This is a genomic window from Sinomicrobium pectinilyticum (assembly GCF_003725735.1).
Lineage (GTDB): Bacteria > Bacteroidota > Bacteroidia > Flavobacteriales > Flavobacteriaceae > Sinomicrobium > Sinomicrobium pectinilyticum.
This window is the reverse complement of the sequence record NZ_RJTM01000075.1, coordinates 1-26,576: the sequence shown is the minus strand read 5'-3', so window position 1 is coordinate 26,576 and position 26,576 is coordinate 1. Positions and strand designations below refer to the sequence as shown.

The window sequence follows — 26,576 nt, the reverse complement described above, 5'->3', positions numbered from 1 at the left end:
ACCGGTATTAAACTTATCAAAAAAGGCGGCCTGTTTCAGGCCACCTTTTGCAAGTAACGGTAAAAATACCTCTCTTCAATCCAGTGATTTCAGAGTGAATCCTTATGGTCAAACCAGGTCAAAACGGTCCAGGTTCATTACCTTGGTCCATGCAGCAACAAAGTCTTTGACGAATTTTTCCCTGGCATCGCTGCTCGCATAGACTTCGGCTAAGGCACGCAATATGGAGTTGGAACCGAATACGAGGTCGGCTCTGGTAGCTGTCCATTTCACTTCGCCGGTTTTACGGTCGTAACCTTCGTAAATATCGTTAACACCCTTCCATTCTGTGGACATATCCAACAGGTTGACAAAGAAATCATTGCTCAATGTCTCTTTCTTATCGGTAAAGACCCCATGCCGGGAATCGTCAAAATTGGTATTCAACATACGCATACCGCCAAGAAGGACAGTCAGTTCGGGAGCTGTTAAGGTGAGTAACTGCGCCTTGTCTATCAGCATATGTTCTGTTTTAACCGGGGGAGTACCTTCTTTCAAGTAGTTACGAAAGCCGTCGGCTACGGGTTCGAGAGCTTCGAACGAATCGCTATCTGTCTGTGCGGCTGTGGCGTCATTGCGACCGGGGGAAAAAGGGACGCTGATATTTACTCCTGCGTTTTTAGCCGCTTTCTCTACTGCTGCGGACCCGCCCAGTACGATGAGATCGGCAAGCGAGACTTTTTTGCCGTCCGTAGCTTCTATGTTAAATTCGGCCTGTATTTTTTTCAGGGTTTTCAGCACTTTATTCAACTGCTCCGGCTTGTTTACTTCCCAGTCTTTTTGAGGGGCGAGTGCAATACGTGCACCGTTGGCACCTCCGCGTTTGTCCCCGCCGCGGAAAGTAGATGCGGAAGCCCAGGCCGTAGATACCAGTTCGGATACTGAAAGTCCGGATTCCAATATGGTGGATTTAAGGTTTTCTGTATCGCTGTTGTCAATTAAAGTGTAATCTACCTGAGGAATAGGGTCCTGCCAGATTAATTCTTCGCTGGGGACTTCCGGACCGAGATAGCGGGAACGCGGCCCCATATCGCGGTGTGTCAGTTTAAACCAGGCACGGGCAAAGGCATCGGCAAAAGCCTGCGGATTATCCCTGAACCTGCGGGAGATCTTTTCGTATTCCGGATCAAACCGCAGGGACAGGTCGGTAGTCAGCATGGTGGGTTTTTTGTTTGCACCACCGTGAGCATCGGGAATGATGTCGCCGGCATCTTTGGCTATCCATTGATATGCTCCTGCAGGCGACTTGGTCAGTTCCCATTCGAACTTAAATAAATTTTCGAAGAAGAAGTTACTCCACTGAACCGGGGTTTGCGTCCAGGTAACCTCGGGCCCGCCACCGATGGTATCGCTTCCGTAACCGCTTCCGTAGGAACTTTTCCATCCCAGTCCCTGTGCCTCCAGTGGTGATGCTTCGGGATCCGGACCTACGTATTTGTCCACTTCAGCTGCTCCGTGTGTTTTGCCAAAGGTGTGTCCTCCGGCTATCAAAGCCACCGTTTCTTCATCATTCATCGCCATACGGGCAAAGGTTTCACGGATGTCATGGGCGGCCATGACCGGATCGGGTTTGCCCTCCGGGCCTTCGGGATTCACATAAATAAGCCCCATGGTTGTGGCACCATAAGGTTTGGCCAGATCACGTACCTCGGCGTTGTGGTCGTAACGCTTATCGGTACCCAGCCATTCCTTTTCGATACCCCAGTTTACATCGTTGTCCGGTTCCCAGGTATCTTCACGCCCCCCGGCAAATCCGAAGGTCCGGAAGCCCATGGATTCCAGAGCCACGTTCCCCGTAAGGATCAGCAAATCGGCCCAGGAAATGGCTTTGCCGTATTTTTGTTTGATAGGCCATAACAAACGACGTGATTTGTCGATATGGACATTGTCCGGCCAGGAGTTGAGCGGGGCAAAACGTTGCTGACCCCGTCCGCCGCCGCCACGGCCGTCAAGAGTTCTGTAGGTCCCTGCGGCGTGCCACGCCATACGGATGAACTGGGGACCGTAGTGGCCGAAGTCGGCAGGCCACCAGTCCTGGGAGTCGGTCATCAGTTCCAGCAGGTCCTTTTTCAATGCAAAATAATCCAGCTTTTTAAAGGCTTCGGCGTAATTGAAGTCTTTATCCATGGGATTGGACTTCCTGGAATGTTGATTGAGCAAATCCACTCTGAGCTGATCGGGCCACCAGTTTTGGTTTGTGGTCCATCCGGCCGTGATTGCTTCCTTATTCTTGATCTCACCATTGTGATAAGGGCATTTGCTCAAGTCGTTTGAGTTGTTTTCCATTTTTTACTGTTTTTGTTGTATTATACGTAAGTTAACCTGTCTAAAATTACTAAAAAAACTGCCTTTACCCCATTCCGGTAATAAAATATTATAATATCAAAATCGATTTTGATTATGATTGATAGTTTTGTGATTATCAAAAACTATGAATTTCCCGGGAAATTAGGGAATTGCAGGGTTTCCTCTTGTGGGGTCGAAAAACGTACGGACCGGAAAATTATTTAAGGGCATCGCAGAAAGCCGGGGGAAAACAGCTTTTTTCGGATACGGCTGCATGGAAAACAGCAAGAGGGGAAGTTGTATAAAAGGGAAAACAGATGAAAAAAGGCAAAACAATGTGCTTTTTTCATCTGTTTTGCCTTTTGTCTTAATCGGGAACCAGTCCGGTTACTAACGCAATTCGGCCTGTAATTGTTTTTCGAAGGCGTCGCGGAATTTCTCCATGATCTTATCTACCTGTTTATCCGTAAGGGTTTTGCCTCCGTCCTGGAAGACGAAGCTTACGGCATAGGATTTCTTGCCTTCCGGAAGTTTGTCGCCCTCGTAAACATCAAACAGGTTGATATTTTTAAGCAGGTGGCTTTCGGTCTGCCTTGCAGTCGTATAGATGTCGCTGAATTTCACAGAAGTGTCCAGCAGAAGGGCAAAATCCCTGCGTACTTCCGGAAATCTGGGGATATCGGTGTACTTCATGCCCGAAGTTTGCAGGTATTCGAGGATATTGTCCCAGTAAAAATCGGCATACAGTACTTCCTGCTTAATATCAAAAGCTTTGAGAATGTCATTCCGGACAACTCCTATATCCACAAGTTTTGCTTTGTCCAGGTTAAAGGTGATCCCTTCGGAGAAGATATCGTTCTTTACGGGAGTAAATTTCATATCTCCGAAACCGAGGCGTTCCAGTATGGCGGTTACGATACCTTTTGCGTGAAAGAACCCGGTTTTATCGGCCGTTGTATTCCAGCTTTCCTCGTTCTTGTTCCCGGTAAAGAACAGGGCGAGATGCTTGTTCTCAACCCGTTCTTTACCGAACTGGTGGTATGATTTTCCGAATTCGAACAGTTTGAGATCGGCCCGCTTGCGGTTTATATTATAGGCAATGGCCTCCAGTCCGGAGAAGAGTAATGTCCTTCGCATGATCGAAAGGTCATTACTCAGCGGATTGAGCATAGTGACGTTGTTCTCTTCTTTTATTTTGTCTGACAGTTCATTATACCGCGGTGAGGTCAGCGAGTTGGCCATGATCTCAAAAAAGCCCCTTGCGACAAGCAGGTCTGCTATTTTGTTCTGTATCTTGTAATCTTCAAAACGGGAAGAGTTCGATACGGAAGCATTCAGTTTTTCCCCGAATTTTACATTGTTATATCCGTATACCCTGAGTATCTCTTCTATGACATCCGCTTCCCGCTGTACGTCTACACGATAGGAGGGGATGGTAAGGCCCATTCCGGCTTCGGTGATGTTGTTTACTTTGATCTCCAGGGAGCTGAGAATGGATTTTACCACTTCTTCGGGCAGGTTCTGGCCGATAAGGCGGTTTATTTTTTGATAGTGCAGGAATACCTGGAAATCCTCGAACTTTTTAGGGTACAGGTCCACCACATCGCTGGTGATCTCTCCCCCGGCCACTTCCTGGATGAGCAGTGCGGCCCTTCGGAGCGCATATTCTACGGTATTGATATCTATTCCTCTTTCAAAACGGAAAGACGCGTCGGTATTGAGTCCGTGTCTTTTTGCGGACTTACGGACAGATACAGGGTTAAAGTAAGCGCTTTCCAGGAAAATACCCGTGGTATTTTCGTTAACGCCAGAATGAGCCCCTCCGAAAACCCCGGCTATACACATCGGCTTTTCCGCATCGCAGATCACCAGGTCTTCCGGGCTGAGTTCTCTTTCCACATCATCGAGGGTAGTGAATTTTGTCCCCGGCTCCGCAGTTTTGACGATGATCTTGTTCCCTGCTATTTTAGCCGTATCAAAGGCATGCAGGGGTTGCCCCAGTTCGTGGAGTACATAATTGGTCGCATCTACAACATTGTTTTTCGGGGTAATCCCTATAGCTTTCAGCCTGTTTTGCAGCCATTGGGGGGATGGCAGGACTTTCAGGCCGGATATGGTAACCCCGGCATAACGGGGAGCGAGGGTTTTGTCCTTCACATCCACATCTATCCGCAATGTCCTGTTGTCTACCCGGAAGCTACTCACCGAGGGTGTTATCATTTCCAGATGAATATCCTGTTGTATGAGTCCTGCACGCAGGTCCCTGGCCACACCGAAGTGACTCATGGCGTCGGCACGGTTGGGCGTAAGCCCTATTTCAAAAACAATATCGTCCTCTACCTTGAATATTTCACTGCACGGTGTTCCGGGCGCGAGATTTTCATCGAGCACCATGATACCGTCGTGGCTTTTTCCCAGGCCGAGTTCGTCTTCCGCACAGATCATACCGTGGGACTCTTCACCCCGGATTTTTCCTTTTTTGATTTTCCAGGGCTGCCCTTTCTCATCGTAGAGGGTAGTCCCTATAGTCGCTACGGGCACTTTCTGCCCTTCCGCCACGTTGGGGGCGCCACATACGATCTGTACCGCTTCGCCATTACCCAAATCTACTTTGGTTACTTTAAGCCTGTCTGCATTGGGGTGTTTTTCGCAGGATAACACCTGGCCCACCACAACACCTTTCAGTCCGCCTTTAACCGATTGGAAAGGTGTAATGCCTTCTATTTCCAGGCCGAGGTCTGTGAGGAGTTCCGCGGTTTTCTCCGCTTCCCAGTCCAGTTTAATGAACTGCTTAAGCCAGTTGTAGGATATTTTCATCTATTTCGAAATTTGTAGCTTACAGGTTAACCGGCAGACGAATGAAGTCTTATCCGTATTTTCTTCTTCTACCGAAGGGCAAAGATAATAGTTATGAAATTCCTATAAAAGTGATCTTTGCCGAATAATGCAGGAGAATTTTTAATCGGGGAGTCGGGAATTTACTGGCTGCGGATGTCCGTGTGTCAAACCTGGAACTCCGGTGGCTTCGGTACAACAGCCTACGGCTGTCACTCAGCCACCTTCGTGGGGAGCTTTGCAACCTTATTCAGGCAAGGCCAAGGCCAAACCTGAAACTTGAAACCTGAAACTTGGAACCTCCCTCGCTAACCAATAGCCGGAAGTACGAGCGACCATATGAAAGTAGTAAAAAAAGAGGTCAGTATACCGATTCCCAGTATCTTGTTGGCCAGGGGAGGATTCAGGTTGTGGTCGATGGCTATGATGGCACCGGTGACCATAGGCGCCATGGAGGCTTCGAATACGCTAACCTGTGCAGTAAGTCCTTTCAGGGAGAAGAGCAGGCATATGGCAAAGAGGAACAGGGGAGCGAGGACAAGTTTATAGGATAAGGCAAAAGCGATCAGTCCGCGGTCGGTCTTCCAGTCTTTCAGGGGGAGTTGCATGCCTACGGAAAAAAGGGCGAATGGTACGAGTGTGGCCGCCAGTGCATTCAGTACCGGGAGTATGGGGTCGAAGGAGAAGTACTCGGGCAGTACAAAAGCCAGGATAAATGCTATAAAAGGAGGGAAGGAGAATATTTTTCTCAGGGTGGCACGCGGGTGAAAACTGCCGCCATTGGACGCTTTTACCGCGGTGAAAATAGCCAGGGTGGAGATAATGATAAAAGTTACCTGATCGTAGAACACGGCAACGGGAAGCCCTTCATCGCCGAAATAAGCCTGTGTAAGCGGAAAGCCGATAAAAGAGGTATTCCCCAGTCCTGCAGTAAGCAACAGAACGGCCCGGGTTTCTTTATCCAAAGTACGGGCCCTGCCCAATGCGCGGATACACAGGTATGCACCCGTCCATACGGCCAGGGGCATAAGCAGCGGGAGCAACAGTTCTTCCGTCCACTCCATTTGCGGCAGGTATTTCAGTGCCACTGCAGGCAGGGCGATATTGATCAACCAGGCATTGACCGATTTAAAACTATCCGGAGGCAGCGCCTTATAGCGTTTTACCAGGATACCGGAGAGGATACAGACGGCAATAAGAATAAAATTGGTCATGTGCCGGTGAATTGTTATTATTCGAAGGGCAAAGATAGGAGGTATGAACCAAATAACCGAAGCAGGAAGAACAGGTGCCTGTTCCCGCACTCCAAAACTCCCGGCTCCCAAGCCGAAAAAATAACAAACTTTACGTATTTTAGCCATTTATCCAAAGTAATTCTTTTCCATGAGCTCACCTTTATCGGTCTACCAAAATAATATCAGGCAATATCAGGAAACCTTGGACAAGGTAAAAAAACAGCTGCTGGTCTCAAGTATCTTCCGGCTGGTGGTCTTTTTCGCTTTTCTGTTCCTTGTTTACAGTTTCTTTGGTAATATCAGGCTCATGGCGGGGGGTATCCTGACGGGAATTGTTATTTTCCTCTTCCTGGTATCCCGGCATACCAATCTGCAACGGAGAAAACGGAAGTTGCAGGAGCTGATAACCCTCAATGAAACGGAGATAGAGGTCCTGTACCGTCTTTTCGGTCACCTGCCGGAGGGAAATGAATTTGCGGATGCTGCACATGCCTTTAGTCAGGACATCGATCTTTTTGGGAGCCGTTCGTTTTTTCAGTACCTGAACCGTACGGCGCTGACCTCGGGAAGGAAAAAACTGGCGGAGTTATTAACATCAAACGATACCGGGGATATTCCTCTCAAACAGGAAGCTGTCCGGGAACTTGGGGGAAAAATAGAATTCCGCCATGAATTCACCGCAATCGCACGAATGATAAATACGGAGACGTCCGCAGGGGCTATTACAGACTGGCTGAAAAATTACCGGACCTTTCTTCCTTCGTTTATGCGGTGGTTTCCAACGTTTTTTTCGGTGATCTCCGTCTGTCTTATAAGCTTGTATTTCCTTGATTTTGTTTCCGGGTTCACCGTTTTCATGTTTTTTCTGCTGGGGCTGGCAATAACCACAACCAGGCTGAAAAAGATCAATCAGCTTTCCATGCATGTCGCTAAAGTGCAGGATACTTTTCATCAGTATTATCAGTTGCTTGCGGTTATTGAGAAGGAGGAATTTTCCTCGGAGCTGCTTCGGGTACGGCAGGAGGAGGTTAAACAGTCGTCCGGGAAAGCTTCGGCTGTTTTACGGGAATTTTCAAAGACCATAGATGCCCTGGACCAGCGTAATAACCTTATTTTCGGAGCTATAGGCAACGGTTTTCTGTTGTGGGACCTGAACCAGTCTTATAAGCTGGAAAAATGGATAACTGCTTACGGGGATAAAGTGAAGGACTGGTTTGAAGTTATTCACTTTACGGATGCTTTTAATTCCCTCGGAAATTTTGCATTTAACCACCCGGGCTATGTTTTTCCCGATATTACTTCGGGAGAAAATATCCTCAGGACTACCAGGGCCGTGCATCCCCTGATCGATCCCGCGGAAGCTGTAAAAAACGATTACCGTATTCAAAGAGAAGAATTCTTTATCATTACAGGGGCTAATATGGCCGGGAAAAGCACGTTTCTGCGTACGGTATCCCTGCAGATTGTCATGGCCAATACCGGACTCCCGGTCTGTGCCGACACCTGTGAATATACGCCTGTAAAACTTATTACCAGTATGCGGACGGTAGACTCTCTGGCAGATGAAGCCTCGTATTTTTATGCGGAACTTAGCCGGTTGAAATTTGTTGTGGACGAGATTAAGAAAGATGATTATTTTATTGTACTTGACGAAATACTCAAAGGAACCAACAGCACGGATAAGGCCATCGGTTCCCGGAAGTTTGTCGAAAAACTGGTGGCTTCTCATGCAACGGGTATTATAGCCACACATGATTTAAGCCTTTGTGAGACCGCAAAGAATATCCCGCAGGTGAAAAACCATTATTTTGATGCCGAAATCGTCGGGGATGAACTGTATTTCGACTATAAGTTCAAAGAAGGCATCTGCCGGAATATGAATGCTTCTTTTCTGCTCCGTAAAATGGAAATCATAGATGATTAGTCAAGGTTCTTTTCCGGATAATACCTTCCGGGGTGTGTTGTGAAAATCAGAATTTCCGTTTGCGGATTACATACCGCTGCTCATCCGGCTTAATTGTGAATAGGATATTTCTTCATATCCTTCGGGAATATCGTAATTAAAATCCGAGGGGTCTACATCACCTTCTTTAATCTTTGTGGCTTCAAAGGTGAGATGGGCATCCGGGGTCTGCATGGTATACGCCAGGGGCAATCCGTTGATACCTTTCATATTGATGTTCCCCAGGCCGTCGATAGATACGGGTTTTATGGATTCCGTGTAATACACTTCCAGTTCCATACCTTCTTTTGTCGTGGCTATCGCCTTTTTACAGGAATAACCCAGAATTTCCCTGGTTTCATGAGCAGGGACTACTTTTTCCACTTCGAAGTCCTTGTTCTTTTGAACCAGGTCGTCGTAGTCATCCGGTGTAACCCTGGCGGCCATTTTCTGCCCGAAGAATTCCATAAGTACCAGCCCGGTGCGGCTTTCCGAATTGATAAGGCTTTCCATCTTTATGGCCATACCCATGACATTCATGGTCATGGCGGTCCTGGCTTCTTTTTCGGCAATATGGAATTCCACGTCGGCTTCCATGGCTATTTCCCCGGCCTGAGGGTCCTGTGCCCTGGTGGTCATCTTGTATGTAATGGCCCCGTTATCAAATATTTTCTGGGCACATACCGTTGCCGGTCCCAGGATAAATGTCGCAATAAAAAGCAGGTGTTTCAGTGTGTTGTTCATGTCGAATGATTATAGAACTCAAGACGAGTTCATAAAATGTAAATATACGATACGGATTTACATAAACCGGATTCGGGGAAAGAATATTCCTGATTTTGTGACGTCGTTTCTTTCAGGGAAAAGGAAAAGAAGTTTGTAGCAGTTATCTTGCTTCAATACATTTTAGCCACGGATACACGGATAATTTTAAGGGAGCTGTTCATATATCCGTGGCAGGAGAGACTTTTAGTCCGATATATTTCCCGGTTTCAATCGAAATGACAGATTTGACCGGTTTTCAGGCATCTTCCGGTATCGTTATTGTTTGTGCTTGTCGAACCAGGACAATACGGCGGCAACTTTACCTATAAGGTTACTCGGCCTGGATGTGATACCATGCGAAGCTCCGGGAATACGTACCATGGCAGCATCTACCTTACGGAGTTTTAGCGCGGTATAAAACTGTTCGGATTCGGGTATGGGAGTGCGGAAGTCCGATTCTCCCGTGAGCAGCATGGTCGGAGTGGTCACATTACCCACATAACTAAGGGGGGAGCGTTTGAGGTATGGTTCCGGGTTATCCCACGGAAATTCACCGAACCAGTATTTTGCAAAGTATGCCGGGTTATCGGCATACAGTACGAAGCTGTACCAGTTAATTACCGGTTTGGCCACCACGGCCGCCGCAAAACGATCGGTATGCCCTACGATCCATGCCGTAAGTACACCGCCGCCGCTTCCGCCGGTGACAAACAGGTTTTCCGTATCTATATATCCTTTTTTAATAACTTCGTCCACACCGCTCATCAGGTCGTCATAGTCGTGATTCGGGTAATCGTGGTGTATCAGGTTACCGAATTCTTCACCGTAGCCGGTACTTCCCCTAGGGTTGGTGTACAAAACCACGTAACCCCGGGCGGCATACATTTGTATCTCGGCGGAAAAGACAGAACCGTAGCTGGTAAAAGGCCCGCCGTGGATTTCCAGTATCAGGGGATATTTTTTGCCGGGATCAAAACCGGGTGGGGTAACGATCCAGCCCTGTATGTCTTTACCGTCAAAAGAAGATTTATACCATATTTCTTCTACCTTTCCCGTTTTTTTGTAATCGAATATGTCTTTATTCACATCCGTCAGCCGTGACGAGCTTTTTCCGTTGAGAACAGCCAGGTCTGCCGGATGCTGTGTTCCGCCCAGCGTATAAGCGATGGTACCGTTGGAGGAAACGGAAAAATCGGCTGCATTATACGGACGTCCCAATGTGAGTCCGCCCGCGCCTTCTACCAGGGTTTTTACCTTTCCGTTCAGGTCTATGGAGCCTATTTTGGTATCTCCTTTTTCGTCGTACTGGAAATAAAGTGATTTTCCGTCTTTTGCCCAGTAAATGTTTCGCACATCCCGGTCAAAATTACCGGAGATAAGTTCCGGTGAAGAGCCGTCGCTGTTCATTAGGTATAACCGGGTTATCTGGTAGCCCATATAGCGTTCGTCATGCCCCAGGTAAGCGATGGTTTTACCATCGGGAGAGACGACAGGGTTCCTGTCCGGCCCCTTTCTCGTTGTCAGGGTATCCATGGTACCCGTGCTTACGGAAATGCGATAGATTTCACTGTTATTGGGTTCGTATTCCCGGTCGTTGTGAAGGTTGGCGGCAAAGAGCAGGTGCTTGCCGTCTTTGTCCCATACGGGGGAACCGTAATTCAGGTCCCCGGAAGTCAGTTGCCTCGGTGTTCCGCCGGTAACAGGCAGGGTGAAGATATGGGAGTATCCTTCTTTCAGGTACCCGCTTCCGTCCGCGCGGTATTTTAAATCGTCGATATACCTGGGCGGGTCGTTCCACGTGGCGCCTTCCGGTTTTTCGGGTAATTGAATGGCGGGTTGTTTTTTGCGGGAAGGTATAAACATGCTAAAAGCCAGGTAGCTGTCATCCCGGGAAAAACTAACACTGCCGGGAGTGGTTACGCTATTGGTCAGTTTTATTTCATTCCCGTTATCCGGCCAGTGCAGGTACAGTTGTACCTTACCGTCTTTATCGGATTTATAGACGACCATTTCACTATTGTGCGACCATACCGGTTGTGTATCGTTATGGTTGCCCGTTGTCAAAGGCCTGTTGTTGCTTCCGTCCGCATTCATTATCCAGAGATTGGACAGGTTTTTATCCGTCATGATATCGGAAAAGTGGCGTACGTAGACGATTTTCTTCCCGTCCGGTGAAATTGCGGGACCGGAAATGTATTCGAGGTCAAATATATCTTTCAGTTCCAGTTTACCGGAAATCTGGGCAAAGAGCGCATTACAGCATAAAAGCAGGAGTAGCAGAGGGTTTACTTTCATAACATGGATTATTATTGAACTTGAAGTTAGTTGTTGCCAAAATACGAATTTTACCCGTGATATACTAAGGTGAGAAGGAAGTACCCGGGGTAAATGCATTAAGAATTTACGTTACTGATTATCAATGGTTTTTAATGTCGTTTTTCTGCTCTGTGTAACTCTGTGCTTCTTTGTGCAACCCTGCCTTTGCCGGCCAGACAGGTTTGTGTAATAACTATTTCACAGAGATACACGGAGATGTTGAACTGCTTCTCATTATTCTTTAGCTCGTTTGCCCTGTCCTGAGGGATTTTAATTTTTTTACACGGCCTGAAACCGTTAAATTGTCCGTATCTTTAAGGTGATAATAGCTTTTTGATATGGAATACATAGATTACTATAAAGAACTCGGGATTGACAGGAATGCCAGCCAGGATGATATAAAAAAGGCGTACCGGAAACTGGCCCGTAAATATCACCCGGACCTCAATCCGAATGACAAGGAAGCACAACAGAAATTTCAGCGGATCAACGAAGCCAATGAAGTACTGGGAGACCCGGAGAAACGCAAAAAATACGATCAGTACGGTAAAGACTGGGAACATGCGGAGGCTTTCGAAGAAGCAAGGCGTAGACAGCAACAATCCGGCCGGGCCGGAAGCTCCGGACCGGGAGGAGGGTCCCGGCAGTATACTTATACCGGCGGAGATGCCGAAGATTTTTCCGATTTCTTCGAATCCATGTTCGGGGGAACTGCCGGAAGGAGAAGCAGAAGGACGACCGGTTTCCGCGGACAGGACTTCAATGCGGAACTTCACCTGGACCTTCGTGAGGTATATACAACCCATAAACGTACGCTGACGGTTAATGGCAAAAACATCCGCCTGACCATTCCCGCAGGAGTGGAAAACGGGCAGACTATTAAGATAGCCGGGCACGGAGGGGATGGCATTAACGGAGGACCGAAAGGAGATCTTTATATCACTTTTGTCATTAATAACAGTACGGCATTCCGAAGGGAAGGGAACGATCTCTATTCCGAAGCGGACCTGGACCTTTATACTGCAATACTGGGGGGCGAAATAACGGTGCCTGCCTTTGACGGTAAAGTAAAACTGAACGTGAAACCGGAAACCGAAAACGGGACGAAAGTAAAATTAAAAGGAAAAGGTTTTCCGGTGTATAAAAAGGAAGGAAGCTTCGGAGACCTTTACCTTACCTATAACATCAAAATCCCGAAACAGCTTACGGCGGAAGAGAAAAAATTATTTGAGGAACTTCAAAAACGGAGAGCATGAGCCAGGAAGAGTTAATATCCATCACTACTTTTTGTACGTCCCATAAAATAGAGGTAACTTTTATCCGTCAGCTGGCGGCTTTTGATCTTGTGGAGATCGTGAACCGGGACAAGGAAGAGTTTTTGTACAGTAACCATTTGCCCCATGTGGAAAAACTGATGCGGTTACATTACGACCTGCAGATCAATATGGAAGGACTGAATGCCGTACATCACCTGTTACAGCGTATAGATGAACTGCAGAATGAAGTGATACGACTTCGGAACAAGAGGGGATAGTTCGGGGAATCTGGTGCTCGTTTGCAACGAGTACCTGTTTTTTCCTGCATTTGTAATGCTTTTTTACCTCGGTAGTTTTTATTTTAAGGGGCGTTACAAACGCTTTTACGATGGGCACTCGTTGCAAACGAGCACCAGGAAGGAGTAAACAAAGAAACAGTTTCCCTTTACACACTAACTTATATAATTCCAGATATTTTTGTGTTTGCTTAACTGTCCGTAGGTATACCGTATGACCTTATTTTCTTCCGCAGCCAGGGAAGGATCACGTTTTAACAGTTGTTGTGCATAGTAGCGTGCAGCTTTCAGTATCTGGTTATCTTTGACGATATCAGCTATTTTGAGATGCAGTACCCCGCTTTGTTGTGTTCCCATAATATCGCCGGGACCCCGGAGGTTAAGGTCTACCTCTGCGATTTCAAAACCGTCATTGGTGCGGGTCATGGTTTCCAGGCGGGTTTTGGAGTCGCCGGAAAGTTTGTGGCCGGTCATAAGGATACAATAGCTCTGTTCTGCTCCGCGGCCCACTCTTCCGCGAAGCTGGTGTAGTTGTGACAGTCCGAAACGTTCCGCACTTTCAATGATCATCACGGAGGCATTGGGTACGTTTACGCCTACCTCGATCACGGTAGTAGCCACCATAATCTGCGTTTCACCCCGTACAAAACGGTCCATTTCATAATCTTTGTCGGCAGGTTTCATCTGTCCGTGCACTATGGATATCTGGTATTCCGGTTTGGGAAATTCCCGTTCTATACTGGCATAACCGTCCATGAGGTCTTTATAATCCATTTTTTCGGATTCCTGTATCAGCGGATAAACCACATATACCTGCCGGCCTTTGGCAATCTCTTCTTTGAGGAAACGGAATACTTTCAGCCGGTTACTGTCAAAACGATGGACGGTTTTCACCGGTTTTCGTCCGGGCGGGAGCTCATCGATCACCGAAATGTCCAGATCCCCGTACAGGCTCATGGCGAGGGTTCGGGGAATGGGTGTGGCGGTCATTACCAGGATATGGGGCGGAATGGTATTTTTATGCCACAACTTGGCCCGCTGGGCCACACCGAAACGGTGCTGTTCGTCAATAACAGCCAGTCCCAGGTTGTGGAATTTCACTTTGTCTTCCAGCAGGGCATGCGTACCTACAAGAATATGCAGTTCCCCGCTCAGGAGTTGTTCATGTATTTCCGTCCGGGCCGAAGTTTTTGTGGACCCCGTAAGCAATTTGATGTTTATCCCCAGGTCCCCGACCAGTTCTTTAATGCCGTTGAAGTGCTGTGTGGCAAGTATCTCTGTCGGCGCCATAATACAGGCCTGAAACCCGTTGTCGAGGGCGAGCAGCATAGCCATAAGGGCAACGATGGTCTTTCCGGAACCCACATCGCCCTGGAGTAACCGGTTCATTTGTGCGCCCGTACCCAGGTCGTGCCGGATTTCCTTGATAACTCTTTTCTGTGCGCCCGTAAGGGAAAAGGGCAGGTGATCGTCATAAAAACTGTGAAAATGTTCGCCTACACGGTCAAAAATATAGCCCTTGATCTTTTGTTTCCGTATGAGATTTTTTATCAGGAGCTGCAGTTGGATATAGAACAGTTCTTCAAACTTTAACCGGTACTGTGCTTTGGCAAGCAGCTCCTGGCTTTTCGGAAAATGAATGTTAAAAAGGGCAGCCTGTTTGGATATCAGACTTAGTTCCCCGAGAAGGGCAGGGGACAGGGTTTCGGTAAATCTGCCGCCTGTTTCGGTAAACAACTGTTGCATCAGCTTGTTGATAACCCGGTTGGTAATCCCTTTGTTCGCCAGTTTCTCGGTTGACGGATAGACGGGCTGCATGGCGGTGCGAAGGCTGCTTTCGTGTTCCGTAAGCAGCTCCATCTCCGGGTGAGGCATGGAAAACTGGTGCCCGATACGGTTGCAACGGCCAAAGATGACATAGGGAACATTAATACGTATGCTTTCCCGTATCCATTTGTGCCCGCGGAACCATACCAGTTCCATTTCTCCCGTATCGTCCACAAAGGTGGCCACGAGTCGTTTTCCCCTTTTCTGTTCTACCGTTTTCAGGTGTACGATCTTGCCGATAACCTGCACTTCCGATGTGTTTTCCTGCAGTTCGCGTATCTTGTAATACCGGGTACGGTCTATATAGCGGTTCGGGAACAGGTTAATGAGGTCCTGGTAGGTATGAATGCCCAGTTCCCCACGGAGCAGGTCGGCCCGGTTGGGCCCCACACCTTTCAGGTAATCAATAGGAGTTTGCAACAGGTTAGGATTCATAAGGACGAAGATAATTAATAAACCTTAAATGTACGTACCGGGGATGGAATGGATCAGGTACAAAAGTTTTGGAGTTTTGGAGTTGAGGAGAACCCACATCCGAAACCCGGAACCTGCCCTTCGACGGTGCTCGGGGATCCAAATCTGCGCTTCGGCTTTGCCCAGGAACCTGCAACCCCGGTGGCTTCGATACATCCCGGCGGAGCCGGGACACTCAGCCACCTCGCTTTGTTCTTTGAAACCTGGAACCTGAAACCTGGTACTTGAAATCCCCAATTTTCCCCTGTTAATTCTGCCCGAAATATTTTGGGATTGGTGCCGAATATGTAATTTAGGGCACGGCTTACGAAATTCCGCATATGAAGAAATTACTGTTGTATTTCATGTTGCTCCTTAACGGTCTGTACATTTTTGCACAACAGACCGGGAATATCGATTTCACCCGTGCCGAGGGGAATATCGCCATAGATCCGCACAGGGAGGAAGTTACCGGCGAGGTCACCTATTTTTTCGATGTCCTGCACCCGGTGGATTCCTTTTACATTGATGCCCGGAAAATGACTTTCGACAAGGTGAAACTCAACGGGAAAGAAGTAAAGTTCCGCAATGATAATTCCAGGTTGTGGATACTTTCCGCACAGGATACATCGCAACAGAACAGGCTGACTTTTGCATATAAGGCCATCCCTGAAAAAGCGATGTATTTTACGGGATGGGGTCTTGAAGAAGGGACAAGACAGGTCTGGACCCAGGGGCAGGGAAGATATACGAGCAACTGGTTTCCTTCTTTTGACGATGTCAGCGAAAAAGTGGAATTTGACCTTTTCGTTACATTCGGTAGGGAATATAAAGTGTTGGCCAACGGTAATTTAGATGGTATTGAGGAAAGGGATAGTTTAATCACCTGGAAATACAATATGCAGCACCCCATGAGCAGTTATCTGCTGGCCCTGGCGATAGGGAAATACGATATGATCAGGGATGTTTCGCGGGGTGGTGTACCTATGGAAATGTACTATTACCCGGAAGACAAGGACAAAGCGGAACCCACTTACCGGTATACCAAAAGGATATTCGATTTCCTGGAAAAGGAGATTGGCATACCCTATCCGTGGCAGAACTACAAACAGGCACCCGTACGCGATTTTTTGCATGCCGGTATGGAGAACACCACGCTCACCCTTTTTGCCGATACTTTTATGGTAGATTCCGTAGGGTATAACGACCGGAATTACCTCAATGTGAATGCTCACGAACTTGCTCACCAGTGGTTTGGCAATATGGTAACGGCGCGCAGCAATGAGCACCATTGGTTGCAGGAAGGTTTCGCCACCTATTATGCTCTCCTCGCGGAACGGGAGGTTTTCGGGGAAGATTATTATTACTGGAAATTATATAAATCAGCCGAGACCCTTGCGGCACGGTCGGAAAACGGAAAAGGAGAGGCCGTATTAAATGCCGGGGCAGGCAGCCTTACCTTCTACGAGAAAGGAGCTTTCGTATTACACCGTTTGAGAGAAACAGCAGGTGACGGGGCATTCCGCCGGGGAGTACGCCGATACCTGGAAAAAAATAAGTATGGCACTGCCGTTACTTCGGATTTTATGGATGAAGTAGAAAAAATATCCGGTAAGGACCTTTCCGGTTTTACGGACCGCTGGCTCCGGGACAGTGTTTTTCCCCGGGAAGAAGCTATGGCCTCGCTGCGGAAAAATGAATTTATCCGGAAGCTTACGGATTTTCAGGAAGGGAAAATCAGCCGGAAAAAACGAGATGAATTACTGGATTCTGATGTTTACTATCCTTTAAAAGAGGATATTATTATGCAAATGAACCGGGATTCGGTAGCGGTGAACCGTAGCAGAGAACTATTCCGCACGGGAGATCTGCACGTGCGACAGGCCCTGGCGCTGAGCCTGGATTCCGTTCCGGTTTCGTTAAAAGCAGAATACGAATCCCTTTTATCCGATCCCAGTTACGTTACAATAGAAAATGCACTGATAAAGCTGTGGATGAATTTTCATGAGGATGCAGCTGTTTACCTTGACAGAACGGCCGGTATCCGGGGGTTTACAGACAGGAATATCCGTATTTTATGGCTGGCACTGGCCTTGTCATCCCCCGTATACCCGTCCGGTAGCGATACAACTGTTTTCCGCCAGAAAAAGGCGTGGAAGGAGGAACTGACAGGGTATACTTCGTTACGTTACCCTTATGAGACAAGGCAGAATGCCTTTGCCATCCTGCGCCGGTTAGGACTGCTCGGGGATGAAGAAATGCTGGAAAACCTGGTCAAAGCGTGTGTGCACCGCACCTGGAGTTTTGCCCAGAGCTCGAGAGCGTTACTGAAGAGTCTTTTGGAAAATGAAACATATGTAGAGGAGGTAAGGAAATTAATTCCTAAATTGGGAGAGAAAGAAAGGAAGTTTCTGAAAGGGATAATACCGGAATAAGAGATATTATCAGTTGATTATAAAGTCATAAAACCCGGAGCCGGGGTAAATAGCACTGATACTCCGGTACAGGATAAAATTCGAACCGGATAGGGGCTTTACGAAAGGCTGAAAAATAAATTAGACCATGTATCGGTACAAAAAATTAAATGAATTTATTAAACACAGTAAAACCAAAGCATATAAATCTCCTTGTAACAACCAGTCCATGTTTAATATTAAAATAGGAATTCCCGCCTTATGAGAGCATTAGTCATATCCGGCGGGGGAAGCAAAGGCGCTTTTGCAGGAGGGGTGGCCCAGTTTCTTATCGAAAGCCTGCAGAAAGACTACCAGTTATATCTCGGAACTTCAACGGGAAGCCTTTTGGTATCGCATCTGGCACTTCGGAAAGTAGAGAAGATAAAGAGGGTGTATACTTCGGTTAACCAGGATAAGATCTTCAGTAACTGTCCTTTTACGATCAAAGAAAAATACGGGACACAGCAGATCGCCATAAACCACGTTGGCGTACTACGCAATTTTCTGAGAGGGAGCAAAACCTTCGGAGAAAGCTTTAACCTCCGTGACCTTATCAGGAATACCCTTACACAAGAGGAGTTCGATACGTTAAAGGAACAGCGAAAGGACATTGTGGTTACCGTGTCCAACCTTTCCCTCAACCAGGTAGAGTACAAGTCCATTAATGATGTAGACTACGAAGAATTTTGCGAATGGATATGGATATCCTGCAATTACACCCCGTTTATGAGCCTGATCAGGAAAAACGGGTGCGAATACGCAGATGGCGGACTGGCTACGATGGTTCCCCTGGAGGAGGCGATAAGAAGAGGGGCTAAAGAGATTGATGCCATTATCCTCCATACGGAAGTCAATTATATGAACCGGATGCCCTCGCGGAATGCTTTTGACCTGCTGACTACCATGTTTGGCTTTATGCTGGACCGGATAGAACACCAGAATATAAGAATAGGAAAATTTGTAGCTTCGCACCAGGATGCGATAATCAATTTTTATTACACCCCAACCGTATTAACCACAAATTCTCTTATCTTTAACAAAGAGAAAATGACAAAATGGTGGCAAAACGGTTATGATTATGCCAGGATGAAAAACCAGGGAACTTCGGAGATCTGATGGGACAGGAGGAGAAAAGAGATGAAAAAGAAGCATAAATCGTGATCTTTTACGTTATTTAAGGGGAAAAGGGATTTGCTGGTGCTGCCTGAATAACCCGGTATTTTGATAAGAGAATAATTAAGAGCATGTTTAAAAAGGATTAAATTATTACTCACGAAAAAAAAAACATGAATTTCAGGGACGCCCGGCAGTGTGGAATAACACATGCAATTCCCTGTAATTCCGGGAAAATATCGAATACAACCAGTAAACACAGATTATGAAAGCTTTAGTAATATCCGGAGGCGGAAGTAAAGGAGCTTTTGCCGGAGGGGTGGCCCAATACCTTATAGAGCACCGGAAAAAGCAGTACGATATGTTTGTGGGAACTTCTACCGGAAGTCTGCTGATTCCTCATCTTGCCGATAATAACATTCCGAAGATATATGACATTTACACTTCCGTCAATCAACGGAAAATATTCAGCAACAATCCTTTTGTGGTCCGCAAAAAAGGTGACCGTGAGTATGTGTCCATCAATTATTTTAACGTGATGTGGCAGCTGATAAAGGGAAAACGAACCTTTGGTGAGAGCAAGAACCTGAGACGCAATATCAAAAAGAACTTCACGGAAGAAGAGTTCTACAGGGTGAAGGAACAGGGGAAAGAGGTTATTATTACCGTATCCAACCTTTCCAAAAACAGGGTGGAGTACAAGTCCATTCACGATTTCAGCTATGCGGACTTTTGTGATTGGATATGGATATCCTGCAATTATGTTCCCTTCATGTCCCTGGCCAAGAAGGACGGTTTTGAGTATGCCGACGGCGGGCTGGGATGTGTGGTGCCTATCCGGGAGGCCATTAAAAGAGGAGCTACGGAAGTAGATGCCATTATTCTGGAAGCCGAGAATATGGAGTACAATAAAGTACTGGGGAAAAACCCCTTTTCACTGATGGTAAACCTTTTCGGGTTTCTGCTGGACCAGGTGGAATTCCACGATATTGTGGAAGGAAAATTATCTGCAATCAACAAAAATGTAAAGCTGAACCTTTATTATACCCCGACCAGGCTTACCGAAAACTCTCTGGTATTCAATAAAAAGCTGATGGCTTCCTGGTGGGACCAGGGGCTTGTGTATGCCAAAGAAAAACAGGAAAAACTGGAAGAGCAAATGGCCGAAAAGGAAAAAGAACCCGTGAACGGGGCCATTACATCCGTAGAAAAAATATCTTCGGCAACAACGGAAGAAACCGGCTTTGACAATAAATAACGTGAATAAGGGATAAGAAAAAAAGCTCCCCCTCTTCATCCCGATGTCTATCGGGAGAAGAGGGGTGTCCCGCTTGCGGGGCGGGGAGTTTGACCAGGCCCCGGCCCCGGATTTATCTCCAAACCTTTGTGTTTTTCCCGTGGTTTGGGATTTCAAACCCTCCGATCCCGATTGAAATCAGGATCACCTCCCTTCATCTCAAGACGCTGTGCTGAGCCGGGTCGAAGTCGAGGAGCTTTTTAAAAACTTTAAAATAAATAAGTTGAGCACTTATAATCCATAAAGCTTAAACATTATTCACGTTAAATAAATAGGTGAAAAATCAGGGGAATACGGCGGAAACAGGCTGCCCGGGTTTGAGCGCGTGCCCCCGGGTATGAAGTGATGAGCGGGCATAAGAGGCATTAAAACTTCTTTATATTCTCCGGGATGCTAAAAAAAACGGAACCGGGGAATAATGACTCCGAGGCCTTTCCCGATTCCGCTCTTATGACAGTATTTATGACTTTTAAAGTTCCAGTTCCGGCCAGCCTTCCCTGTAATCGCGTTTTACGTACTGGTTTGCGGCTTCAAAATTGGTAACTCTCCGGTTGGCACCGTCCCATTTCAGGGTAATTCCCCTTCCCGGGTAGGTGATCCTTCCTTCTACTTCTTTCCTGTAGTTAAAGCTTCGGATAGCCAGGTTACCCATCAGTATACTCTGTGTAAGAGGCACGGCATATCCTACGAACGGGGAGTCCACTTCCTGTTGTCCGTACCCGGCAATACAAGCGTCTATCCACTGTTTGTAATGGCCGTTGGCCTGTCCGGGAATACGTTTGTATTTCTGGGGAACGTTGATTTCCTGGTTGCGGCTTGTAGGGAGTAATTGGGCGTCATCCCCGTAAACACCACACATCATTTTTCCTTTGGTTCCTTCAAAAATAACCCCGTTGCCCAGATCGTTATGGCCGCCCATAATTTCATTGGGGCCCAGTTCTTCCGGACGTTCGGGCTGAATACCTCCGTCCATCCAGTTCAGTTTGATCTCTTCGCCTTTTTTACCTTCATAGGTGAAGTGTACGGAAGAAGAAAGCGGTGCGCTATCGGGGAAATATCCGGGTTTGAAATTATCTACATATGGCGTACTTACGCTACAGTTCACCTCGGTAGGGAAGCCCAGGTCCAGTACTTTGAATACAGGCCCTACGATGTGGCAGGCCATATCGCCGAGTGCCCCCGTACCGTAATCCCACCAGCCCCGCCAGTTAAACGGCACGACCATATCTTCATAATCCCTGTAAGGTGCGGTTCCCAGCCACAGGTCCCAATCCAGTCCTGCAGGAACCGGAGGTTTCTGGTCGGGCCATTTTATACCTTGCGGCCATACGGGACGGTTGGTCCAGCAATGGATGGTATGTACGTCTCCAATGAGCCCGGCTTCATACCATTCTTTCATAATACGAATACCGTCATTGGAAGATCCCTGGTCTCCCATCTGGGTAACAACCTTGTATTTTTTTGCGGCTTCCCCCATCATATAGGCTTCGTGAATATCGTGGGTAAGGGGTTTTTGCACATAGACGTGTTTCCCCATTTTCATGGCGTGAAATGCAATGATCGCATGAGTATGGTCCGGTGTGCCTACCGAAACGGCATCAAAGTGTTTACTTTCCTTATCGTAGAGCTCCCTCCAGTCTTTATAATATTTGGCTTTTGGAAATAATTCTCTGTTTTTCTTGGCCTGGCGATCATCCACGTCACACAGGAATGCTATTTCGGCATTACCGGCTTCGGCAAATTTACGGATATCGTCACCGCCTTTACCGCCGGCACCTACACCGGCAATGAGCAATTTGTCACTAGGAGCAATAAAACCGGGACCGCCTAAAACGTGCCGGGGTACGATGTAAAAACCGGCAGCGGCAACAGAAGCACTTTTAATAAAATTTCTTCTGGAATTTGAAGGTTTTGATTGGCCTTTGCCATTCTTGTCTTCCATAATTAAAACTGTTTTTGTTATTTGGGTTAAAATTTTTTCCTGTTGTTTTTTTATGACCATGAAAGCAACTTTTCTCCTGCCTGGCAAATTCCATAAATCCCCGGCCATATCTTTTTACGCTGTCATCGAACCCATTTTGTCGTGTTTTTTCAGTCGTCGAGGTACGATTCATCTTATTAATGTACACTTTATTGAAATGATTCCAATGGCTGGCTTAAATTACGAATAGTTTCAAATTTATTATTAATTTTTAAAAAAAATAAACATTAATGAACGAATGTATACAATTTGGAAAAATCGCAATTACCGGTTTTCATTGGTATGGGGTTTAGTGTTTTTTTTGTGTTCGGGGCACTCCTGTTTTCCGTTTGCCTTAACCTGTTGTACATATTCGGTAGGGGACATATTGAATTGTTTCTGGAAATTGCGCCCGAAACTGCTCTGGCTCCGGTACCCCACCATATAAGCTACTTCAAAAACCTTGTAATTGTCCGTGGCCAGCAATTCTGCCGCCTTTTTCAGACGGGTGATATTGATGAGTTCGTTCGGGGTAAGGTCGGAAATGGCTTTGATCTTTCTGTATAATGTGGCCCTGCTCATACTTAACCGGTCCGCAATAGTTTCGATACTGAAATCCGGATCGGAAATATGGGCTATGATCACCTCGTCCAGCCGGTTTATAAAATCGCTTTCGGTTTTGGAAGGGGCCACATTTTTCAGATAGGCCAGGGGCTTACTGGAGTACGCCTGCATAATATGTTTCCGGTTCTCCAGGAGGGTATTTACCTGCACTTTCAGGTGTTCCATGGAAAAGGGTTTGGTTATATAGGCATCGGCACCGTTTTCCAATCCTTCTATTTTTGCATTCAGTGCGCCTTTGGCGGTGAGCAGAATGACGGGGATATGGCTGGTTTCTACCGATGTTTTTACGGCCTTGCACAATTCCAGCCCGTTAAGCCCCGGCATCATAATATCACTTATGACTATCTGGATATCGTTGTTCCGGATGACCTGCAGAGCAGTTTCCCCGTTTTTTGCCGTGTGCACCCGGTAATCATCCCGGAATTCGGAGGCGATAAAACTTAACAGTTCTGCGTTGTCTTCTGCTATGAGCAAATGAGTGCCGGAGGGAGAGGGTAAGAGTTCCCCGGTTTCTTCTTCCGTATTCGCCTGTACTTGTTGTTCCGTAACCGTGGTTTCCTCGTGTTTACGGATTACAGGCAATTGCAGGAGAAATTGATTGAGTCCGTCCTCATCCTTTCCGTAAACCAGCGAACCGCCATGAAGTTCCGCAAGGGAATGTGCAAGGGAAAGGCCGATTCCCGTTCCCGGTTGTTCCCCGTCCTCACTCATGCGGAAGAAAGGCTCGAATATTCTTTCCGCATGTGCCTCGGGAATGGTTCTGCCGTCATTCTTTACACGTACTTCCAGGTTTTCACCTTCTTCCGAGAGGGTTAAGATGATTTTGTTATCGGAGTATTTGACGGCATTGTTAAACAGGTTATTTATAATTTTGTGAAAAGCCTTTATATCTACAAAGCCGTAGATGTCCTGCTGTGGTTCACGAGCAATGAGTTGTATGTCTTTATCCCGTATTGCGGTGTCGAATTGTTGCCTGATCCCGCGGATTATTCCGGAAATATTTGCATATGAAAATGACAGCTTCAGGTTTTCGGTTTCTGCTTTTCGGAAATCCAGCAACTCGTTTACCAGGTCGAGTAGCCTGGATGTATTTTTGTTCATAATATCCAGGTAATAGGATGCTTTTTCATTCAGTCTTTCGGTATTCGATAGCTTTTCAAGAGGGGCACGGATCAGGGAAAGCGGGGTCCGTATCTCATGGGCTACATTCGTAAAGAAGTCGATTTTGGATTGAAAGACCTCTTTTTCTTTCCTGCTTTTCATGATGGCGAGTTCCCGTGCCGATATGCTTTTGGAATAACGGTGATATTGCCTTACAATCCATAAAGTAACAAGTAGTATGACCAGGATATAAATGAGATATGCCCACCAGCTAAACCACGGCGGAGGCAGTATTTTTATATGGAGCGATATGGTTTTACCTTGCAGTCCGTCACTGTTTTGAGATCGTATCTTTAAGGTATAATCTCCGGCGGGCAGCTGTGTAAAGGTGATGGCGTGGTTTTTTCCCAGGGCGTACCAGTCCTGGTCCAGCCCTTCCATTTTATAGAAGTATTCGGTGGTTTTGGGGGCGGTAAAACTGAGGTTGGCAAAATTGAGACTGAAAGTCTTCTGGTCGTGGGTCAACCGGATATCTTCGGAAAAGGTAACGGATTTTTTCAGGGGGGAGCCCACGTCGTTTATTTTTACGGTTTCATTGTTTATCTTCAGGTCTGTGAAAAGTACAGGGGCGCGAAACGTATTCTCCCTGAATTCATCGGGCCGGAAACTGACCATACCGAAAACACTGCCGAAATATAGGGTCCCATCCCCCGAAACAAGTCCGGATGCATAATTGAACTGGTCGTTGAGCAGCCCGTTGTTCTTGGTATACACCTTAAAGCGGTTTTTTTTCCGGTTAAACTCCGCCAGCCCGTTCGAGGTGCTGATCCACAACCGGTGTTCCTTGTCTTCCAGTACGGTATAGACGATATTGCCCGGCAACCCGTCCGATTTCATATACCGTTTTACCGAATTATCTTCCCGGTTCAGCAGGTTAAGCCCGTTTTCCGTAGTGATCCAGATGTTGTTATCGCTGTCCCGGAAAATACCGTTTATAAAATTGCTGCTGATACTCGAAGGATTGTCTTTCGCATGTTTGAGAACACCTCTTTCATTGGTCCCGGGATTGTAGAAAAATACGCCTTGCATAATGCTCCCGGCCCATAATGTACCGTCGGAATCTTCAATAATGCAGGTATAGTGAATTCCGGACGGAAAGTGGTCCGAGGTTTCGAATTTGTCTTTTTCGGGGTCGTATGTTTGTATTCCCTCCGATGTGAGAATGAAGATATCCCCGTTTTTTGCCCGGTAGATGTCCAGGACAAAATCGGATATCAGTGTTCCTTCCCTGTACTGGCGGAGTACGTCGCCATTACGGATATCGAGTACCTGGATACCGTTTTGAAACGTACCTGCCCATATCTCATTACCCACAGGAAGGACGCCGTGAATGTTAAACGGTTTCCCGTCGGGATTTTTATCGAGAAAGCTTTCGAACACGCCTGTGGAAAGGTCTAATTTGTTGATACCGGCGTCTTCCGTACCTATCCATAAAATGCCGTTTTTGTCTTGGTGTATTTCCCGGATAGCATTTCCGCTGATCGAGTTTTCCCCTTTTTTTGGAAAGTATTTTTTGAAAGGTGAAAACTCGCGGGGGCGGTAATTGATACCGCCGAAATAGGTTCCGGCCCATATTCCGCCTTCACGGTCACGGGTAAAACAGTAGACGGCATTATCGGAGAGGGAATAAAGATCACTGTAGTTCTTTTGAAAATTGGTAAACCCGCCGTTTTGTTTGTCATATATGTAAATCCCCGATTCGGTAGCAAACCATATCTCCGTATCGCTGTTCAGGATATCGCGGACAAACAAAGGCTTTTGCATGTCCTCAAAATAATTGCTTATCGTTCCGCTTTCCAGGTCATAACGGAATGCCCCGTGTCTCACGGTACCGATTAAAACAGAGGAAGTATCCGGAGCGTAAAGCCTCAGGATGTGAAAGCCGGGATCCTCGGTTACGGCATCCCTGATATCCGCCTTTTCGAAAGAATCGTTGGAGGGAATATAACGGAAGAGCTGCCGGGGATTGGACATCCAGATACTTCCGTCCGGGGCTTTGATAATGTTTCCGCAGTCCACAAAGTCATAGACGCCTTTGTGCAGTTGCGTGGCAGCGTCCATACGGTAGAGTTTTCCGGAGGCGATATACCATATGTTGCCATTATCATCATGGACGATGTCATAAATGGCCATGCCGGAAGTTCCGTCTATCAGCCGGAAATCTTCTTTTTCCTGGCTGTAAAGGTAAAGCCCGTCATTCGTACCAATCCATATATTATTTTCGTATTCATGCAGTACGCTTATAAAGTTATTGCCAAGGCTTGTCCTGTCGTTGGGATTGTGCTGAAACACTTTAAAATCGTAGCCGTCAAAACGGTTTAAACCGTCTTTGGTGCCAAACCACATAAATCCCTTATGGTCCTGGAGAGAGGAGGTAATGCTATTGTGCGACAGGCCGTTTTCGACCTGGTAATTTCTGAAATAATAATCCTGCCCGTAGAGGCTGTTTACAATACAAATAAGAATAAAAAAAATGTGAAGCTGTTTCATATTACCAAGGCGGAAATTTATGACCAAAATGTACGGAATTGATTTGTCCCGATCGTGTCAAGATATGTGCAAATCGTCTCGATTTCGGGTAAAAATACGAAGTTGAACCATTTAGAGGAAAATATGAGATGAACAGGGGCTCGTTTAAAGGGGACTTCCTATACTTTAGATTCCGGTAGAAATTAAGAAGGAAATACGATAATTGTTTAATCCCATTAAATGGGT

Annotated in this window: 14 protein-coding genes; 6 read left to right on the top strand and 8 right to left on the bottom strand. The window is 46.7% G+C overall.

Translation table 11 applies throughout. The features are described from left to right. Positions 1 to 108: 108 nt before the first annotated feature. The 3 genes from katG to ED312_RS11060 all read right to left on the bottom strand — a co-directional run bounded on the left by katG (position 109) and on the right by ED312_RS11060 (position 6,374). On the bottom strand, positions 109 to 2,325 hold the full coding sequence (gene katG / locus ED312_RS11075) for a catalase/peroxidase HPI (protein WP_123216083.1): 2,217 nt from the start codon (positions 2,323 to 2,325) through the stop codon (positions 109 to 111). 390 nt (positions 2,326 to 2,715) lie between these two features. Next, the gene (gene pheT, locus ED312_RS11065) at positions 2,716 to 5,142 is read right to left on the bottom strand and encodes a phenylalanine--tRNA ligase subunit beta (protein WP_123216081.1); all 2,427 of its coding nucleotides are present in this window, start codon (positions 5,140 to 5,142) and stop codon (positions 2,716 to 2,718) included. Positions 5,143 to 5,468: 326 nt separating this feature from the next. Continuing rightward, entirely contained in the window at positions 5,469 to 6,374 is a 906-nt protein-coding gene (locus ED312_RS11060) for an AEC family transporter (protein WP_123216092.1), read from the bottom strand. Between the two features lie 169 nt (positions 6,375 to 6,543). On the opposite strand from ED312_RS11060, the gene ED312_RS11055 reads away from it, so the two are divergent. Next, complete coding sequence (locus tag ED312_RS11055; RefSeq protein ID WP_123216080.1) at positions 6,544 to 8,319, top strand: MutS-related protein; 1,776 nt, start codon at positions 6,544 to 6,546, stop codon at positions 8,317 to 8,319. A gap of 66 nt (positions 8,320 to 8,385) precedes the next feature. Here ED312_RS11055 and ED312_RS11050 read toward each other — a convergent pair whose 3' ends face one another. After that, positions 8,386 to 9,081: a DUF4412 domain-containing protein gene (locus ED312_RS11050; RefSeq protein WP_123216079.1), complete on the bottom strand. Its 696-nt coding sequence runs from the start codon at positions 9,079 to 9,081 to the stop codon at positions 8,386 to 8,388. Positions 9,082 to 9,378: 297 nt separating this feature from the next. Beyond that, positions 9,379 to 11,397: a S9 family peptidase gene (locus tag ED312_RS11045; protein WP_123216078.1), complete on the bottom strand. Its 2,019-nt coding sequence runs from the start codon at positions 11,395 to 11,397 to the stop codon at positions 9,379 to 9,381. A gap of 359 nt (positions 11,398 to 11,756) precedes the next feature. Here ED312_RS11045 and ED312_RS11040 point away from each other — a divergent pair, with 359 nt between their 5' ends. Further along, positions 11,757 to 12,674, top strand: coding sequence for a DnaJ C-terminal domain-containing protein (locus tag ED312_RS11040; RefSeq protein ID WP_123216077.1), 918 nt, complete (start codon positions 11,757 to 11,759; stop codon positions 12,672 to 12,674). Next, complete coding sequence (locus ED312_RS11035; protein WP_123216076.1) at positions 12,671 to 12,952, top strand: chaperone modulator CbpM; 282 nt, start codon at positions 12,671 to 12,673, stop codon at positions 12,950 to 12,952. Before ED312_RS11040 ends, ED312_RS11035 begins: the two co-directional genes overlap by 4 nt. 174 nt (positions 12,953 to 13,126) lie before the next feature. Here ED312_RS11035 and recG read toward each other — a convergent pair whose 3' ends face one another. Continuing rightward, positions 13,127 to 15,232 carry an ATP-dependent DNA helicase RecG gene (recG, locus tag ED312_RS11030; RefSeq protein ID WP_123216075.1) on the bottom strand — a complete coding sequence of 702 codons (2,106 nt, stop codon included), beginning with the start codon at positions 15,230 to 15,232 and terminating at the stop codon, positions 13,127 to 13,129. A 359-nt stretch (positions 15,233 to 15,591) separates the two neighbouring features. Between recG and ED312_RS11020 the strand changes: the two genes are divergently transcribed. From ED312_RS11020 to ED312_RS11010, 3 genes are all read left to right on the top strand, one after another. Beyond that, positions 15,592 to 17,685, top strand: a complete 2,094-nt coding sequence (locus ED312_RS11020) for a M1 family metallopeptidase (protein ID WP_123216073.1) — start codon at positions 15,592 to 15,594, stop codon at positions 17,683 to 17,685. Between the two features lie 240 nt (positions 17,686 to 17,925). Then, entirely contained in the window at positions 17,926 to 18,822 is an 897-nt protein-coding gene (locus ED312_RS11015) for a patatin-like phospholipase family protein (RefSeq protein WP_123216072.1), read from the top strand. 262 nt (positions 18,823 to 19,084) lie between these two features. Further along, positions 19,085 to 20,077 carry a patatin-like phospholipase family protein gene (locus ED312_RS11010; RefSeq protein WP_123216071.1) on the top strand — a complete coding sequence of 331 codons (993 nt, stop codon included), beginning with the start codon at positions 19,085 to 19,087 and terminating at the stop codon, positions 20,075 to 20,077. Between the two features lie 508 nt (positions 20,078 to 20,585). On the opposite strand, the gene ED312_RS11005 is transcribed toward ED312_RS11010, so the two are convergent. Both ED312_RS11005 and ED312_RS11000 read right to left on the bottom strand, forming a co-directional pair. Then, on the bottom strand, positions 20,586 to 22,058 hold the full coding sequence (locus ED312_RS11005; RefSeq protein ID WP_123216091.1) for a Gfo/Idh/MocA family protein: 1,473 nt from the start codon (positions 22,056 to 22,058) through the stop codon (positions 20,586 to 20,588). Positions 22,059 to 22,361: 303 nt separating this feature from the next. Next, positions 22,362 to 26,351, bottom strand: a complete 3,990-nt coding sequence (locus ED312_RS11000; RefSeq protein WP_123216070.1) for a hybrid sensor histidine kinase/response regulator transcription factor — start codon at positions 26,349 to 26,351, stop codon at positions 22,362 to 22,364. Positions 26,352 to 26,576 lie beyond the last annotated feature (225 nt).